The organism is Pseudomonas corrugata (genome assembly GCF_050920615.1).
In the GTDB taxonomy this organism is placed as follows: Bacteria; Pseudomonadota; Gammaproteobacteria; order Pseudomonadales; family Pseudomonadaceae; genus Aquipseudomonas; species Aquipseudomonas corrugata.
Genome location: NZ_CP130434.1, coordinates 2,038,368 through 2,054,676 on the forward strand (window position 1 = coordinate 2,038,368; position 16,309 = coordinate 2,054,676).

General features: G+C 60.5%; 14 protein-coding genes and 1 pseudogene. All 15 read left to right on the top strand.

The features are described from left to right. The first annotated feature begins 168 nt into the window (after positions 1 to 168). Entirely contained in the window at positions 169 to 1,644 is a 1,476-nt protein-coding gene (locus tag QZH45_RS09180) for a sigma-54 dependent transcriptional regulator (RefSeq protein WP_024778651.1), read from the top strand. 249 nt (positions 1,645 to 1,893) lie between these two features. Further along, the gene (locus QZH45_RS09185) at positions 1,894 to 3,084 is read left to right on the top strand and encodes a sensor histidine kinase (protein WP_174549829.1); all 1,191 of its coding nucleotides are present in this window, start codon (positions 1,894 to 1,896) and stop codon (positions 3,082 to 3,084) included. 5 nt (positions 3,085 to 3,089) lie between these two features. Continuing rightward, the gene (locus QZH45_RS09190; RefSeq protein WP_024778653.1) at positions 3,090 to 4,469 is read left to right on the top strand and encodes a sigma-54-dependent transcriptional regulator; all 1,380 of its coding nucleotides are present in this window, start codon (positions 3,090 to 3,092) and stop codon (positions 4,467 to 4,469) included. 228 nt (positions 4,470 to 4,697) lie between these two features. After that, positions 4,698 to 5,024 (top strand): flagellar hook-basal body complex protein FliE, encoded by a 327-nt coding sequence (gene fliE / locus QZH45_RS09195; RefSeq protein WP_024778654.1) that lies wholly within the window; start codon positions 4,698 to 4,700, stop codon positions 5,022 to 5,024. 15 nt (positions 5,025 to 5,039) lie between these two features. Next, positions 5,040 to 6,824: a flagellar basal-body MS-ring/collar protein FliF gene (gene fliF / locus QZH45_RS09200; RefSeq protein WP_024778655.1), complete on the top strand. Its 1,785-nt coding sequence runs from the start codon at positions 5,040 to 5,042 to the stop codon at positions 6,822 to 6,824. Then, positions 6,817 to 7,836, top strand: coding sequence for a flagellar motor switch protein FliG (gene fliG / locus QZH45_RS09205; RefSeq protein ID WP_024778656.1), 1,020 nt, complete (start codon positions 6,817 to 6,819; stop codon positions 7,834 to 7,836). The genes fliF and fliG overlap by 8 nt, the downstream gene beginning before the upstream one ends. A gap of 7 nt (positions 7,837 to 7,843) precedes the next feature. After that, positions 7,844 to 8,674, top strand: a complete 831-nt coding sequence (fliH, locus tag QZH45_RS09210) for a flagellar assembly protein FliH (RefSeq protein WP_024778657.1) — start codon at positions 7,844 to 7,846, stop codon at positions 8,672 to 8,674. Then, positions 8,664 to 10,022 (top strand): flagellar protein export ATPase FliI, encoded by a 1,359-nt coding sequence (gene fliI / locus QZH45_RS09215; protein ID WP_024778658.1) that lies wholly within the window; start codon positions 8,664 to 8,666, stop codon positions 10,020 to 10,022. Before fliH ends, fliI begins: the two co-directional genes overlap by 11 nt. Positions 10,023 to 10,028: 6 nt before the next feature. Continuing rightward, entirely contained in the window at positions 10,029 to 10,478 is a 450-nt protein-coding gene (fliJ, locus tag QZH45_RS09220) for a flagellar export protein FliJ (RefSeq protein WP_055135389.1), read from the top strand. 103 nt (positions 10,479 to 10,581) lie between these two features. Then, positions 10,582 to 10,881, top strand: a pseudogene (locus QZH45_RS09225) (STAS domain-containing protein); the annotation flags it as partial. A gap of 126 nt (positions 10,882 to 11,007) precedes the next feature. Beyond that, complete coding sequence (locus QZH45_RS09230; RefSeq protein WP_024778661.1) at positions 11,008 to 12,714, top strand: ATP-binding SpoIIE family protein phosphatase; 1,707 nt, start codon at positions 11,008 to 11,010, stop codon at positions 12,712 to 12,714. 31 nt (positions 12,715 to 12,745) lie between these two features. Continuing rightward, a complete protein-coding gene (locus tag QZH45_RS09235) occupies positions 12,746 to 13,090 on the top strand; it encodes an Hpt domain-containing protein (RefSeq protein ID WP_024778662.1) in 345 nt (114 codons plus the stop codon). Positions 13,091 to 13,196: 106 nt separating this feature from the next. After that, complete coding sequence (locus tag QZH45_RS09240; protein WP_024778663.1) at positions 13,197 to 14,561, top strand: flagellar hook-length control protein FliK; 1,365 nt, start codon at positions 13,197 to 13,199, stop codon at positions 14,559 to 14,561. Positions 14,562 to 14,765: 204 nt separating this feature from the next. Continuing rightward, positions 14,766 to 15,269, top strand: coding sequence for a flagellar basal body-associated protein FliL (fliL, locus tag QZH45_RS09245; RefSeq protein WP_024778664.1), 504 nt, complete (start codon positions 14,766 to 14,768; stop codon positions 15,267 to 15,269). A 9-nt stretch (positions 15,270 to 15,278) separates the two neighbouring features. Beyond that, positions 15,279 to 16,247 carry a flagellar motor switch protein FliM gene (gene fliM, locus QZH45_RS09250; RefSeq protein ID WP_003184019.1) on the top strand — a complete coding sequence of 323 codons (969 nt, stop codon included), beginning with the start codon at positions 15,279 to 15,281 and terminating at the stop codon, positions 16,245 to 16,247. The last annotated feature ends 62 nt before the right edge of the window (positions 16,248 to 16,309 follow it).

Sequence of the window (16,309 nt, forward strand, 5' to 3'; positions counted from 1 at the left end):
CTTAGTTAATCCGAACAAAGTGCGCCATAAATTTGACTGTGCACCGTTTTTTGACTTAACTAGTAGCTGTTTACAGATTTCAGGCGTCTACAGGCATGACAAGTCTGCAAGCGTCTAGCTTGCCCCCTAAATTTCGGGCACTGAGTTGACTAGGGAAGTTGCTATTGCATGTGGCGTGAAACCAAAATTCTCCTGATCGATGACGACAGCGTCCGCCGCCGTGACCTGGCGGTGATTTTAAATTTTCTTGGCGAAGAAAATTTACCTTGCGGAAGCCATGACTGGCAGCAGGCCGTCGGCTCGCTGGCGTCCAGTCGTGAAGTCATTTGCGTCCTCATCGGGACCGTAAATGCCCCCGCAACTCTATTGGGCTTGCTAAAGACACTCTCAACCTGGGATGAGTTCCTTCCGGTTTTGTTAATGGGCGAAAATTCTTCCCTTGACTTGCCAGAAGACCAGCGTCGTCGAGTGCTTTCCACGCTCGAGATGCCGCCCAGCTACAGCAAATTGCTCGATTCGCTGCATCGCGCCCAGGTTTACCGCGAGATGTACGATCAGGCCCGTGAGCGCGGCAGGCATCGCGAACCCAACCTTTTCCGCAGTCTCGTCGGCACCAGCCGGGCGATCCAGCACGTGCGCCAGATGATGCAGCAGGTCGCCGATACGGACGCCAGCGTGCTGATCCTGGGCGAATCGGGCACCGGCAAGGAAGTGGTTGCGCGCAATCTGCATTACCACTCCAAGCGTCGCGAAGCGCCGTTCGTGCCGGTGAACTGCGGAGCAATTCCGGCCGAGTTGCTGGAAAGCGAGCTGTTCGGGCACGAGAAGGGTGCCTTCACTGGCGCGATCACCAGCCGGGCCGGGCGTTTCGAACTGGCCAACGGCGGCACGCTGTTTCTCGACGAGATCGGCGACATGCCGTTGCCAATGCAGGTCAAGCTGCTGCGGGTCCTGCAGGAGCGCACCTTCGAGCGCGTGGGCAGCAACAAGACCCAGAGCGTCGACGTGCGGATCATCGCTGCGACCCACAAGAACCTCGAAAGCATGATCGAGGTCGGCAGTTTTCGCGAAGACCTCTACTACCGCCTCAATGTATTCCCGATCGAAATGGCCCCGCTGCGTGAGCGCGTCGAGGATATTCCGCTGCTGATGAACGAGCTGATTTCGCGCATGGAGCACGAAAAGCGCGGTTCAATCCGCTTCAATTCGGCGGCGATCATGTCCCTGTGCCGTCATGGCTGGCCGGGCAACGTTCGCGAATTGGCCAACCTGGTGGAGCGCATGGCGATCATGCATCCCTATGGTGTGATCGGTGTGGCTGAGCTGCCGAAGAAATTCCGCTACGTCGACGACGAAGACGAACAAATGGTCGATACCCTGCGTAGCGACCTGGAAGAGCGCGTGGCGATCAACGGCCATACACCGGATTTCACCAGCGGTGCCTTGCTGCCCCCGGAAGGCCTCGATCTCAAGGATTACCTGGGTGGCCTGGAACAAGGGCTTATCCAGCAGGCCCTGGATGACGCCAACGGTATTGTCGCCCGTGCAGCGGAACGCTTGCGTATCCGTCGCACCACCCTGGTGGAGAAGATGCGCAAGTACGGCATGAGCCGTCGCGAAGGAGATGAGCAGGCGGATGATTGACGCCTGTTCATGACCGCCTGATTTTTTATGATGAGGGAATTTATCCCCGCTGAGGTGCGTCGCGGCCCCAAAAACTGGGCCGCTTCGCGCCCCAGCGGGGATAAATCCCCTCGCCACGGAGTTCCAGCTACAGCTCGGTTCATGTTTACCACCTTCCGGCACGGGTATTGCTAAAGCTCTCTCAACAGTCCGTTTAACTGACGGTCAGCCAAGCGAGAGAGTTCGATGAACCAAGCCGCCCACGTCCAGATGTCTCCTGTCCCTGAGTCGGGGCTCATGCCGTCCGCCGAGCAGGCAAGCCGCGCTGGGCTCGAGCAGGCGTTTTCGCTGTTCAATCAGATGTCCAGCCAGTTGACCGATTCCTACAGTCTGCTCGAGGCCCGGGTCACTGAGCTCAAGGGCGAGCTGGCGGTGGTCAGCGCCCAGCGCATGCAGGAGTTGGCGGAAAAAGAGCGTCTGGCCAACCGGCTGCAGAACCTGCTCGACCTGTTGCCTGGCGGCGTCATCGTCATCGATGCCCATGGTTTCGTTCGCGAGGCCAATCCGGCGGCCTGTGAGCTGCTCGGGTTGCCGCTTGAAGGTGAGCTGTGGCGACACGTCATTGCGCGTTGCTTTGCTCCTCGCGAGGACGATGGTCATGAAGTGTCCCTCAAGGACGGCAGGCGCTTGTCTATTTCGACGCGCTCGCTGGACGCCGAACCCGGCCAGTTGGTGCTGCTCAACGACTTGACTGAAACCCGTCACCTGCAGGACCAGTTAGCTCGTCACGAGCGCCTGTCGTCCCTGGGGCGCATGGTGGCATCCCTGGCTCACCAGATTCGCACGCCGCTGTCCGCTGCGTTGCTGTACGCCAGTCATTTGACCGAACAGCAGCTACCGATGGAAACCCAGCAGCGCTTCGCCGGACGTCTGAAAGAGCGCCTGCATGAGCTCGAACATCAAGTGCGGGACATGCTGGTGTTTGCTCGCGGTGAGTTGCCATTGACCGACCGGGTAACCCCGAAAACTCTCCTGCAATCCCTGCAGGCCGCAGCATTGACCCATGTGCGGGATCTGCCGATCCGCTGGCAGTGCGACAGCCATGCCGGGGAAATTCTCTGCAACCGCGACACCTTGGTGGGTGCGGTCTTGAATCTCATCGAGAATGCCATTCAGGCCGGTGGCGAGCACGTACGACTGAAGGTTCATCTGTACAGCCGTGACAGTACCTTGCACCTGTGTGTCAGTGACAATGGCGGCGGTATCGAGCCGGCGGTGCTGGCACGTCTCGGCGAGCCGTTCTTCACGACCAAGACCACCGGGACCGGCCTCGGCCTGACTGTGGTCAAGGCTGTGGCTCGTGCGCATCAGGGAGAATTGCAACTACGTTCGCGACTGGGGCGTGGTACCTGCGCGCTGGTGCTCCTGCCGCTGTTTTCCGGCGCGTCGGAGGTGGAGTGAAGTCGATGGTGATCAAGGTGTTGCTGGTTGAGGATGACCGGGCCTTGCGTGAAGCATTGGCCGACACGCTGGTGCTGGCCGGGCACGACTACGTTGCGGTCGGTTCGGCAGAGGATGCGTTGCTGGCCGTGGGTCGGGACACCTTCAGCCTGGTGGTCAGCGATGTGAACATGCCGGGCATGGACGGCCATCAATTGCTGGGACTGTTGCGTGCTCGCCAACCTCAGTTGCCGGTCTTGCTGATGACGGCCCACGGGGCGGTCGAGCGAGCGGTGGACGCCATGCGCCAGGGAGCTGCGGATTATCTGGTCAAGCCATTCGAGCCCAAGGCGCTGCTCGATCTGGTGGCTCGTCATGCGCTCGGCGTTCCTGTGGTCGAGGGAGAGGGGCCGGTGGCGCTCGAGCCGGCCAGTGCCCAATTGCTCGAATTGGCCGCACGGGTGGCGCGCAGCGATTCCACTGTGTTGATTTCCGGTGAGTCGGGTACCGGCAAGGAAGTGCTGGCGCGATACATTCACGAGCAATCCCGACGCGCCAACGAACCGTTCATTGCCATCAACTGCGCGGCGATTCCCGATAACATGCTTGAGGCGACGCTGTTTGGTCACGAGAAGGGTTCGTTTACCGGTGCCATTGCGGCTCAGGCCGGCAAGTTCGAGCAGGCCGATGGCGGCACGATTCTGCTCGATGAGATTTCCGAAATGCCCTTGGGCCTTCAAGCCAAACTATTGAGGGTGTTGCAGGAGCGGGAAGTTGAGCGGGTAGGGGGACGCAAGCCCATCAGTCTGGACATCCGTGTGGTGGCGACCACCAACCGGGATCTGGCCGGTGAGGTGGCGGCAGGACGTTTTCGGGAGGACCTTTATTACCGCCTGTCGGTATTCCCTCTTGCCTGGCGTCCATTGCGCGAGCGTACTGCCGATATTCTGCCACTGGCCGAGCGTCTGCTGGCCCGGCACGTCAATAAAATGAAGCATGCGGCGGCCAGGCTTTCGCCCGAGGCGCAGGCCTGTCTGATTGCTTATCCCTGGCCTGGAAACGTGCGGGAACTGGATAACGCCATTCAGCGTGCGCTGATCCTTCAGCAGGGTGGTCTGATCCAGCCGGAGGATTTCTGTCTGGCAGGTCCTGTGGCGTGCGCGCCGTTGCCGGCGCCGGTACCAGTCCCACCGAGGTTGGAAGTGGAGAGCGAGTCGGCCGGCGCGTTGGAAGACGACCTGCGTCGACGCGAATTCCAGATGATCATCGATACCCTGCGGGCCGAACGCGGTCGTCGCAAAGAAGCGGCCGAACGCCTGGGTATCAGCCCACGCACCCTGCGCTACAAGCTGGCGCAAATGCGTGACGCAGGGATGGATGTCGAGGCGTATCTGTTCGCCAGTTGAATTGTGTAAACCAGCAAATTCCTTGTGGGAGCGGGCTTGCTCGCGAAGACGTGGCTCAGTCGATGCATGTTTCGACTGACAGGCCGCTTTCGCGAGCAAGCTCGCTCCCACGCAGATCTGTGTGAGCATTTGTTTCATGTCGCCATGGAGCTGGCACCCTTGTTGCTAACACCTGTGTACCCATTGAGTAAGCGTCAAAAAAACGCGGGCCGCCAGAGAGAGTAGACCATGAGCCAAGGTATTGAATTTAATCGGTTGATGCTGGACATGCGGGCCATGCAGATGGACGCGATGTCGCAGCCCAAATCGGTCGCGGCCCCCCAGGTGGGCGGCAGCAGTTTTTCCGACATGCTTGGTCAGGCCGTCAATAAAGTGAACGATACCCAGCAAGCGTCGAACCAATTAGCCAGTGCTTTTGAAATTGGCAAAAGTGGCGTTGACCTGACCGACGTGATGATCTCTTCGCAGAAAGCCACTGTCTCGTTCCAGGCGCTGACCCAGGTTCGCAACAAACTGGTCCAGGCCTACCAAGACATCATGCAGATGCCGGTCTAAGGAAACTATTGAGTCATGGCAGAAGCAGCCGTAGATAACGTTCCGGCCAAGGCCACCCCACCAGACGGCAAACCGCCGCTGTTCGGGCTGTCCTTCCTGGAAAACCTCTCCGAGATGACCATGTTGCGTCAGGTAGGCCTGTTGGTCGGCCTGGCTGCCAGTGTGGCAATTGGTTTCGCCGTGGTGCTGTGGTCCCAGCAGCCAGACTACCGTCCCCTGTACGGCAGCCTGGCGGGCATGGACGCCAAGCAAGTCATGGAAACCCTGGCTTCCGCCGACATCCCCTATACCGTCGAGCCGAATTCCGGCGCTTTGCTGGTCAAGGCCGACGATGTGGCACGTGCGCGTCTGAAGTTGGCTGCCGCTGGCGTGACGCCTACCGATGGCAACATCGGTTTCGAAATCCTCGACAAGGACCAGGGCCTGGGTACCAGCCAGTTCATGGAAGCGACTCGTTATCGTCGCGGCCTGGAGGGCGAGCTGGCGCGTACGATCTCCAGCCTGAACAATATCAAGGGCGCCCGCGTGCACCTGGCGATTCCGAAAAGCTCGGTGTTCGTGCGCGACGAGCGCAAGCCAAGCGCCTCGGTCCTGGTTGAACTGTACCCAGGCCGCTCTCTTGAGCCAGGGCAGGTCCTCGCCATCGTCAATCTGGTGGCGACCAGTGTGCCCGAGTTGAGCAAGTCCCAGATCACCGTGGTCGACCAGAAGGGCACCCTGCTGTCCGACCAGGTGGAAAATTCCGAGCTGACCATGGCCGGCAAGCAGTTTGATTACAGCCGTCGCATGGAAAGCATGCTGACCCAGCGGGTGCACAACATCCTGCAACCGATCCTGGGTAATGACCGCTACAAGGCCGAAGTTTCGGCAGACGTGGATTTCAGCGCGGTCGAGTCGACGTCCGAGCAGTTCAACCCTGACCAACCGGCGTTGCGCAGCGAGCAGTCGGTGAACGAACAACGCACCGCCAGCAACGGCCCGCAAGGTGTACCCGGTGCACTGAGCAATCAGCCGCCGTCGCCGGCCAGCGCGCCGCAAACCACTGGGGGCGCTACTGCCGCCGCCGGCATGATACAACCAGGCCAGCCGCTGGTGGACGCCAACGGCCAGCAGATCATGGATCCGGCCACCGGCCAACCGATGCTGGCGCCGTACCCGGCCGACAAGCGTCAACAATCGACCAAGAACTTCGAGCTCGACCGCTCCATCAGCCACACCAAGCAACAGCAGGGCCGTGTGACGCGCCTGTCGGTTGCGGTGGTGGTGGACGACCAGGTCAAGGTCAACCCGGCCAATGGCGAAACCAGCCGTGCACCCTGGAGCGCCGACGAATTGGCGCGCTTCACTCGCCTGGTCCAGGACGCCGTCGGTTTCGACGCCAGCCGTGGCGACAGCGTCAGCGTGATCAACGTGCCGTTCTCTTCGGAGCGCGGTGAAGTCATCGCCGATATTCCGTTTTATTCGCAACCCTGGTTCTGGGATGTGGTCAAGCAGGTATTGGGCGTGGTGTTCATCCTGGTACTGGTGTTTGGCGTGCTGCGTCCGGTGCTCAACAACATTACCAATGGCGGCAAGAACAAGCAGTTGGCTGGCTTGGGCGATGTAGAGCTGGGAGGCATGGGCGGCCTGGATGGCGAGTTGGCTAACGATCGCGTCAGCCTCGGCGGACCGCAGAGCATTCTGCTGCCAAGCCCGAGCGAAGGCTATGACGCTCAGTTGAACGCCATCAAGAGTCTGGTGGCAGAAGACCCGGGTCGTGTGGCCCAGGTCGTGAAAGAGTGGATCAACGCAGATGAGTGATAATCGAGCCGCTGTTGCCAAATTGTCCCGGGTCGACAAAGCCGCGATTCTGCTGCTGTCCCTGGGATCGACCGACGCTGCCCAGGTGCTGCGCCACATGGGGCCCAAGGAGGTCCAGCGTGTGGGCGTGGCCATGGCCCAGATGGGGAACGTGCACCGCGAACAGGTCGAACAGGTGATGAGCGAGTTCGTCGACATCGTTGGCGATCAGACCAGCCTGGGCGTGGGTTCCGACGACTACGTGCGCAAGATGCTCACCCAGGCCCTGGGCGAGGACAAGGCCAACGGCCTGATCGACCGTATCCTGTTGGGTGGCAACACCAGCGGCCTGGACAGCCTCAAGTGGATGGAACCGCGCGCCGTTGCCGACGTGATCCGTTACGAGCACCCACAGATCCAGGCGATCGTGGTGGCTTACCTTGACCCCGACCAGGCCGGTGAAGTGCTGGGCAATTTCGACCACAAGGTGCGCTTGGACATCATCTTGCGGGTGTCTTCGCTCAATACCGTGCAGCCAGCGGCCCTGAAGGAATTGAACCAGATTCTCGAGAAGCAGTTCTCGGGCAACTCCAATGCCTCGCGCACCACCCTGGGTGGCATCAAGCGTGCGGCAGACATCATGAACTTCCTCGACAGTTCGATCGAAGGTCAACTGATGGATTCGATCCGCGAGTTCGACGAAGACCTGTCCGGTCAGATCGAAGACCTCATGTTTGTGTTCAACAACCTGGCCGATGTCGATGATCGTGGCATCCAGGCGCTGTTGCGCGAAGTGTCCTCCGACGTGCTGGTCCTGGCGCTCAAGGGATCGGACGAAGGCGTCAAGGAGAAGATCTTCAAGAACATGTCCAAACGGGCGGCCGAACTGTTGCGCGACGATCTCGAGGCCAAGGGCCCGGTGCGCGTCAGCGATGTGGAAACCGCGCAGAAGGAAATCCTCACCATCGCCCGCCGCATGGCCGAAGCCGGAGAGATCGTGCTCGGTGGCAAGGGCGGCGAAGAGATGATCTAAGGTCGTTATGTCTGCCAAGAGTGATGATTCATCCAGCGACCTGATCCGCGCCCGGGATGTCGGTGGTTTCGACGTCTGGTCGCTGCCCAGCTTCGATCCCCATGTACCCGAGCCTGAACCGGAGCCGGTGGAAGAACTGCCGGAGATGGAAGAGGTGCCGCTGGAGGAAGTCCAGCCGCTGACGCTCGAGGAGGTCGAGAGCATTCGCCAGGAGGCCTACAACGAAGGCTTTGCCATCGGTGAAAAGGAAGGCTTCCACAGCACCTCGCTCAAAGTCCGCCAGGAAGCTGACGTGGCGCTGACGGCCAAGCTGCGGGCATTGGAATCGCTGATGCTCAACCTGTTCGATCCTATCGCCGAGCAGGACACCCAGATTGAAAAATCCCTGGTGGGGTTGGTGCAACACATTGCCAGGCAGGTCATTCAGCGTGAACTGGCCATCGATTCGAGCCAGATCGAACACGTCATGCGCGAGGCCCTCAAGCTTTTGCCGTTGGGCGTTGGCAACGTCCGGCTGTACATCAATCCCCAGGATTTCGAGCTGGTCAAAGCCCTGCGCGAGCGTCATGAGGAAACCTGGCGCATCGTCGAGGATGAAACCCTGTTGCCGGGCGGTTGCCGGGTGGAAACCGAACACAGCCGCATCGATGCGACCATCGAAACCCGCATCAGCCAGATCATGGCCAAGCTGTTCGACCAGTTGCACGAGCAGGCCCTGCATCCGGCCGCCGCCGATCTGAGTCTGGAATTGCCCGACGAACCCCCGGTCGTTTTTCCCGTCGACCCTGACGGTGCCGAGTTGATTGCTGCTGAGCCGGATGGCCGCGATGCGTCTTGAGCGCACCAGCTTCGGCAAGCGTCTGGGCGGCTACGCCGAAGCCACCGAGCTGGCCGGCCAGCCGATTCTCGAAGGACGGCTGTTGCGTATGGTCGGCCTGACCCTCGAAGCCGAGGGCCTGCGTGCCGCCATGGGCAGTCGCTGCCTGGTGATCAACGACGACAGTTACCATCCGGTGCAGGTCGAGGCTGAGGTCATGGGCTTCTCCGGCAGCAAGGTATTCCTGATGCCGGTGGGCAGTGTGGCCGGGATTGCCCCTGGCGCGCGGGTGGTTCCCCTGGCCGATACCGGTCGCTTGCCCATGGGCATGAGCATGCTCGGACGGGTGCTGGACGGGGCCGGTCGGGCCCTGGACGGCAAGGGCGGGATGAAGGCCGAAGACTGGGTGCCGATGGATGGCCCGACCATCAACCCCCTCAAGCGCGACCCCATCAGCGTACCGCTGGATGTGGGCATTCGTTGCATCAACGGTTTGTTGACGGTCGGGCGAGGCCAGCGTCTGGGCCTGTTCGCCGGTACTGGGGTGGGTAAAAGTGTCCTGTTGGGCATGATGACCCGCTTTACCGAGGCCGACATCATCGTAGTGGGGTTGATTGGCGAACGGGGTCGTGAGGTGAAGGAATTCATCGAACACATCCTCGGTGAAGAAGGCCTCAAGCGTTCTGTCGTAGTGGCATCGCCGGCAGATGACGCGCCCTTGATGCGCCTGCGGGCCGCCATGTACTGCACGCGCATTGCCGAATATTTTCGCGACAAGGGCAAGAATGTCCTGTTGCTGATGGATTCGCTGACCCGTTTTGCCCAGGCCCAGCGGGAGATCGCTCTGGCCATCGGTGAGCCGCCAGCGACCAAGGGTTATCCGCCTTCCGTGTTCGCCAAGCTGCCGAAGCTGGTGGAGCGCGCCGGCAACGCCGAGAAGGGTGGCGGTTCGATCACGGCGTTCTACACCGTCCTGTCCGAAGGCGACGATCAGCAAGACCCCATCGCCGACTCGGCGCGGGGCGTGCTCGATGGTCATATCGTGCTATCGCGGCGGCTGGCCGAAGAAGGTCATTACCCGGCCATCGACATCGAAGCGTCCATCAGCCGGGTCATGCCATCGGTCATCAGTGCCGAGCACATGAAACGTGCCCAGCAGTTCAAGCAATATTGGTCGCGTTACCAGCAAAGCCGCGACCTGATCAGTGTCGGCGCCTATGTGCCCGGCGGCGACCGTGAAACCGATACCGCGATCAATCTCTATCCGGCGATGGCCGTTTATCTTCGCCAGAGCCTGAATGACAATATCGGCATGGGCGCCAGCGAAGCGCACCTGCAAACCATCTTCGCTCCGGTCGCCGGCGGGTAATCGGCCATGGCCACGAGTCGTGCGGCGCGCCTTGCGCCAGTGGTGGACATGGCCGAAAAGGCCGAGAAAACCGCTGTTCAGCGACTGGCTTATTTCCAGGGGCAGGTGGCGGTCGCCGAAAGTAAGCTGGCGGACCTCGAGAACTTCCGTCTCGAATATCAGAAACAATGGATCGCTCGTGGCAGTCATGGCGTTTCCGGCCAGTGGCTGTTGGGGTACCAGGGCTTCCTTGCACAATTGGGTACCGCCATTGACCAGCAGCGCCAAAGCCTGGTCTGGCACCAGAACAACCTGGATAAGGCGCGTCAGAGCTGGCAAGAAGCTTTTGCCCGGGTAGAGGGGCTGCGCAAACTGGTGCAGCGCTATATCGATGAAGCGAGGCAGCTGGAAGACAAGCGCGAGCAAAAACTGCTGGATGAGTTATCCCAGCGCCTGCCGCGCCAGGATTCGTTTTGAACGTGAAGTCGGGATTTTGTCGGTTGGGTTATCCAAAACCTTGCTCAGTCCTTTACCAGATGCTAAACCTTGTACACGTATGTCCATGACAGGGAAGCCAACTATGTCAGTCGTTACCGAAGTATCCGATGATGGGAAGAAGCTGACGATTTCGATCAAGGGTCGATTCGATTTTGGCCGGCATCAGGAATTTCGCGAGTCCTATGAAAAGCTCAACCGCAAGCCTGAAACCTACGTCGTGGACCTGAAGGATACAACCTACCTCGACAGCTCTGCGCTGGGGATGCTGCTCTTGCTCCGTGATCATGCCGGTGGTGAAGATGCCGACGTGAATGTCACCAACTGCGGCGCGGATGTGCGCAAGATTCTCGCGATTTCCAATTTCGACAAACTGTTCGATATCGACGGCCCGCAAGACGACAAGTCGGAGAAGGACAAGTCGCAGGCAGCGCCAGCCCATCAGGACAAACATCATCACGACGAATTCCACCCGGGAAAATCCCATCCGGGTAAAGCCTGATCGACAGCCATGTTGTCCGATCTGGAGTCGCTGACGGTCCTGATTGCCGAAGACAGTGCCGCTGACCGACTGCTGCTGTCGACCATTGTTCGCCGCCAGGGGCATCACGTGATCACCGCAGCCGATGGCGCCGAAGCGGTCGAAATCTACACGGAGCAACGTCCGCACCTGGTGCTGATGGATGCAATGATGCCGGTCATGGATGGATTCGAGGCTGCTCAGAAGATCAAGCAATTGGCCGGTGACCAGTTGGTGCCGATCATCTTCCTCACGTCATTGACCGAAAGCGAAGGCCTGGCCCGTTGCCTGGAGGCTGGCGGTGACGATTTCCTGGCCAAGCCCTACAACCATGTGATCCTGGCCGCCAAGATCAAGGCCATGGACCGTTTGCGCCGGTTGCAGGCCACGGTCGTGGAGCAGCGCGACCAGATCGCCTTGCACCACAACTACCTGCTCAACGAGCAGCGGGTCGCCAAGGCGGTGTTCGACAAGATCGCCCATTCCGGCTGTCTGAGCGCGCCGAATATCCGCTACCTGCAATCGCCCTATGCCCTGTTCAACGGCGACCTGCTGCTGGCTGCGTTCAACCCGGCCGGCGACATGCATGTCCTGCTGGGGGATTTCACCGGACACGGCCTGCCGGCGGCGGTCGGTGCGATGCCGCTGGCGGAAGTGTTCTACGGAATGACCGCCAAAGGTTATGGCTTGGCGCAGATCCTGCGGGAAATGAACGCCAAGCTCAAACGAATCCTTCCGGTGGACATGTTCTGTTGTGCGACGCTGCTCTGCCTGGGCTTCCAGCGCTGCACGGTGGAAATCTGGAATGGCGGCATGCCCGACGGGTACTTGCATGACGGTCTCACTGGGGTGCGCACGCCACTGCCGGCGCGGCACTTGCCATTGGGGGTGCTTACGCCTCAGCTATTCGATGATCGGACCGAAGTGCATCCCATGGCGGTGGGCGATCGGGTCTTCCTGCTGTCCGACGGCGTGATCGACACCAGCGATGACGATGACCAGTTGTTCGGTGTGGAACGCTTGCAGCAGGTATTTGCCGCCAACCGTGAGCCCGATTGTCTTTTCGAAGATATCCAGCAGGCCCTGCGGGACTTTCGCGGCGAAGCCCGCGATGATTTCAGCATGGTTGAAGTGCGGATGGTCGCGCCGACGCAACTCAATCCGCCGCCACCGGTCTACTCCGATAGCGGCCAGTCCAGTCCGCTGGACTGGTCAGTGAGTTTCGAGTTTCGGGCCGAGACCCTCAAGCGCTTTAACCCGATGCCGTATTTGCTGCAATTGCTGCTTGAGGTGCATGGACTGAGGGCTCAAAGTGGCGCGCTTTACAGCGTTCTTGCGGAGCTTTATTCCAATGCCCTGGAGCATGGGGTGCTGGGGCTCGATTCGAGCATCAAGCGCGATGCATCGGGCTTTGCGCGCTATTACATGGAGCGCAGCACCCGTCTGGATGAGCTGGATGCCGGTCACATCCGGATACACTTGCATGTCACGCCCCACGGCGACGGTGGTCGACTGGTGATTGAGGTTGAAGACAGCGGTGAGGGCTTCGATGTTGCCCGCGTGTTGGCCCGGCCGTTGGACAGTGATCGGTTGTCGGGACGTGGTGTAAGCCTGGTGCGTCAGTTGAGCCATCGGGCCTGTTGGTCAGACGATGGTCGTAGTGTCCGCGTGGAGTTTTTCTGGGAGGCTCTGGCATAATCCGCGTCACTGTTGGTCAGGGAGCGAACAAGTGAACGAGATTCATCTGGACCGCGACGTGCTCAGCACGTTGAAGGAAGTCATGGAGGATGGGTATCTGGAGCTGCTGGATACGTTCCTCAACGACTCCGAGGCACGCCTGCGCGTGTTGCATGAAGCCCGCGACGCCGAAAGGCTGAGCGCCACCGCCCATAGCTTCAAGGGCAGCAGCAGCAACATGGGCGCCATCCGCTTGGCCGAACTGTGCGGCGAACTGGAGCAGCGAGCCAAACAACCGTCCTTGGGCGGCATCGAGAAGCTGGTCAGCGAAATCGATAGCGAATTTGCCCACGTGCGAAATCTTTGCAGGGAAGAGCGCGAAAGCTTTCACTGCTGAGTGATTGATTATCTGCCGGACATCGCCGCTGTCCGAACGTTGGCCCGCCCCTTGCATTGTCCAGTCTCGACTGTACCTATGATTTCAGTGCAGCGGAGACCTTTTTATGCCCGTTACGCCCAATACACTGCTTCAGGCCACTGCCCAGGCCAAGCCACAGGCTGCCGTCAATCCGCCGGCAGCGGCTCCGGACCTCGGCAATAGAGCCTCCAGCTTCGCCCAGGTCTTCGCCCAGCAAGCTCCCGTCAAATCCTCGTCGGCCTTTGAGCCTGCGATGAAGCCGGTGCGCGACAAGACGCCCGACGGCGGCGTCAAAAAAGACTCCAGCGATGAAACGGCTGCCGCTCCGGAGCCGACCGTTGCCGATAGCGGCAAATCCTTGCCCGCCGACAAGCCGGTCAAGGCCGATAGCGCGACAGACAATGACGCCGACGGCGACACCGAGACTCCGGTGGCGGACGCTGTCCCTGCCGATCCTGCTGTCGACCCGATTTTGCCGCCGGACGCGGCTGTGCCTGTGGTTCAAGCCGACGTGGTACCCACGCCTGCGGTAGACGCTTCGACTGTGCCGCAGGTCGCGGCTGCGGTGGCGACCCCGGTCGTTCCCCTGGTCCCGGTAGTCCAGGCCGCGCCGCCGGAGGATCCGAAGTTCGACCCCGAGGCCGATCCGCTCGATGCCTTGCCGGCGTTGCGATTGGCGATGGAGCAGGGCGGTCACGTCTCCGCTACCAGCCAATCCAAAAACACCGCCCCGGCTGCGCTCGACGGTGAGCCGACGTCGGCCCAGACGTTTGCCGCCGGTATGGCAAGCATGCTCACGGTGCAGGCCGATCAGAACAGTACCGGTCCTGGCAGCCAAGGTGGGGAAAAAGCCTTCAGCGGCCTGATCGGCGAGGGTCTCAAGGATCTGGGCGCGGCTTCCAGTGACACCCGCGTGGATGATTTTGCCAACCGCCTGGCCGCCCTGACCCAGGCCGCTACGCCCAAAACCGCCAATGCGGTGCCGGTCAACCAACCCATTGCCATGAATCAGAGTGGCTGGACCGAAGAAGTGGTCAACCGGGTGATGTATTTGTCGAGCGCCAATCTCAAGGCCGCCGACATCCAGTTGCAGCCTGCTGAACTCGGTCGTCTGGACATTCGCGTGAACATGGCGCCGGATCAACAGACCCAGGTGACCTTCATGAGTGCCCACTCCGGTGTTCGCGAAGCCCTTGAGGGCCAACTGCATCGCCTGCGGGACAGTTTCGCCCAGCAAGGCATGGGCCAGGTCGACGTCAACGTGTCCGATCAGTCCCGTGGCTCACAGAACCCGGACCAGCAGGCGCAGCAGCAGGCCCAGACCGGACGCACATCGTCATCCGGTGGGCGAGTGGATTCGACAGATGAGCATCTGCCGGTCAGTGTTGCTGAGGTGGCGACCGCTACCACCAGCGTCATCGGTACCAGCGCGGTCGATTACTACGCCTGACCCGGGTGCGGTAACCCCTTGTGGGAGCGGGCTTGCTCGCGAAGGCGGTGTGTCAGTTGATAGTCATGTCATCTGACACACCGCCTTCGCGAGCAAGCCCGCTCCCACAGTTGTTTTAGGGTGGCGCAAATTGCTTCTGGCATAACACTTGCTCCTGCCTTGCCATGCAACCGTAAACCCCCCGATTAGTGACGGATTATTGGCATGGCGAAGAGCGAAGCAGCAGCTGTAAAAGACCCTGCAACCAAAGGCAAACTCAAGATGATCATCCTGATCGTGGTGGGTTTGCTCCTGGCGATCGGTGTGTCCGTGGGGGCAACCTGGTATTTCATGCACAACGCTCAAAGCAAGGCGGCGGCTGTGGTGGAAGCCGCACCGGTGGGCAAGCAGCCGGCGATTTTCGAGCCCATGGCACCTGCATTTGTCACCAACTACACCCAGAATGGCCGTCAACGGTACATGCAGGTCAGCATCACATTGCTGGGCCGCAACCAGGCTGACCTGGAAGCGCTGCGGGTGCACATGCCGCTGATCCGCAACAACCTGGTGATGCTGTTCTCCGGACAGAATTTCGACACCCTCGCTACCCCCGTCGGCCAGGAAATGCTCCGTCAGAAAGCCACGGCCAGCGTGCAGGAAGTGGCTCAGAAAGAGCTCGGCAAAGTGGTGATCGAACAGTTGCTTTTCACTAACTTCGTATTGCAGTAGGAACCCGCCATGGCCGTGCAGGACCTGTTGTCCCAGGACGAAATCGACGCGTTGTTGCATGGTGTCGACGACGGCCTGGTGCAGACCGAAAACGCTGCTGAACCGGGCAGCGTCAAAAGCTACGACCTGACCAGCCAGGATCGCATCGTTCGCGGACGCATGCCGACCCTGGAAATGATCAACGAACGTTTCGCCCGCTATACCCGCATCAGCATGTTCAACATGCTGCGTCGCTCGGCCGATGTGGCGGTCGGTGGCGTGCAAGTGATGAAGTTCGGGGAGTATGTACACTCGCTCTACGTGCCCACCAGCCTCAATCTGGTGAAGATCAAGCCCTTGCGCGGCACCGCGCTGTTCATCCTCGACGCCAAGCTGGTATTCAAGCTGGTGGACAACTTCTTCGGCGGTGACGGTCGTCATGCCAAGATCGAGGGCCGTGAGTTCACCCCGACTGAGTTGCGGGTGGTGCGCATGGTGCTGGAGCAGGCCTTCGTGGACCTGAAGGAAGCCTGGCAGGCGATCATGGAAGTGAACTTCGAGTACATCAACTCGGAAGTGAACCCGGCCATGGCCAACATCGTCGGTCCGAGCGAGGCGATCGTGGTATCGACCTTCCATATCGAGCTCGACGGTGGCGGCGGGGACCTGCATGTGACCATGCCGTACTCCATGATCGAGCCGGTGCGCGAAATGCTCGACGCCGGTTTCCAGTCCGACCTCGACGATCAGGACGAGCGCTGGATCAACGCCCTGCGCCAGGACGTGCTGGATGTCGACGTGCCGATCGGCGCGACGGTTGCCCGGCGTCAGTTGCGGCTGCGGGACATCCTGCACATGCAGCCGGGAGACATCATTCCTGTCGAAATGCCGGAAGACATGATCATGCGTGCGAACGGCGTGCCGGCCTTCAAGGTCAAGATGGGCTCTCACAAAGGCAACCTGGCGTTGCAGGTGATCGAGCCGATCGAACGCCGCTGAGCAATGTCGAACGCTTTGATTTGTAGCTGAATTTACGTTTTTAACTGATTTTTGCCCGCCGA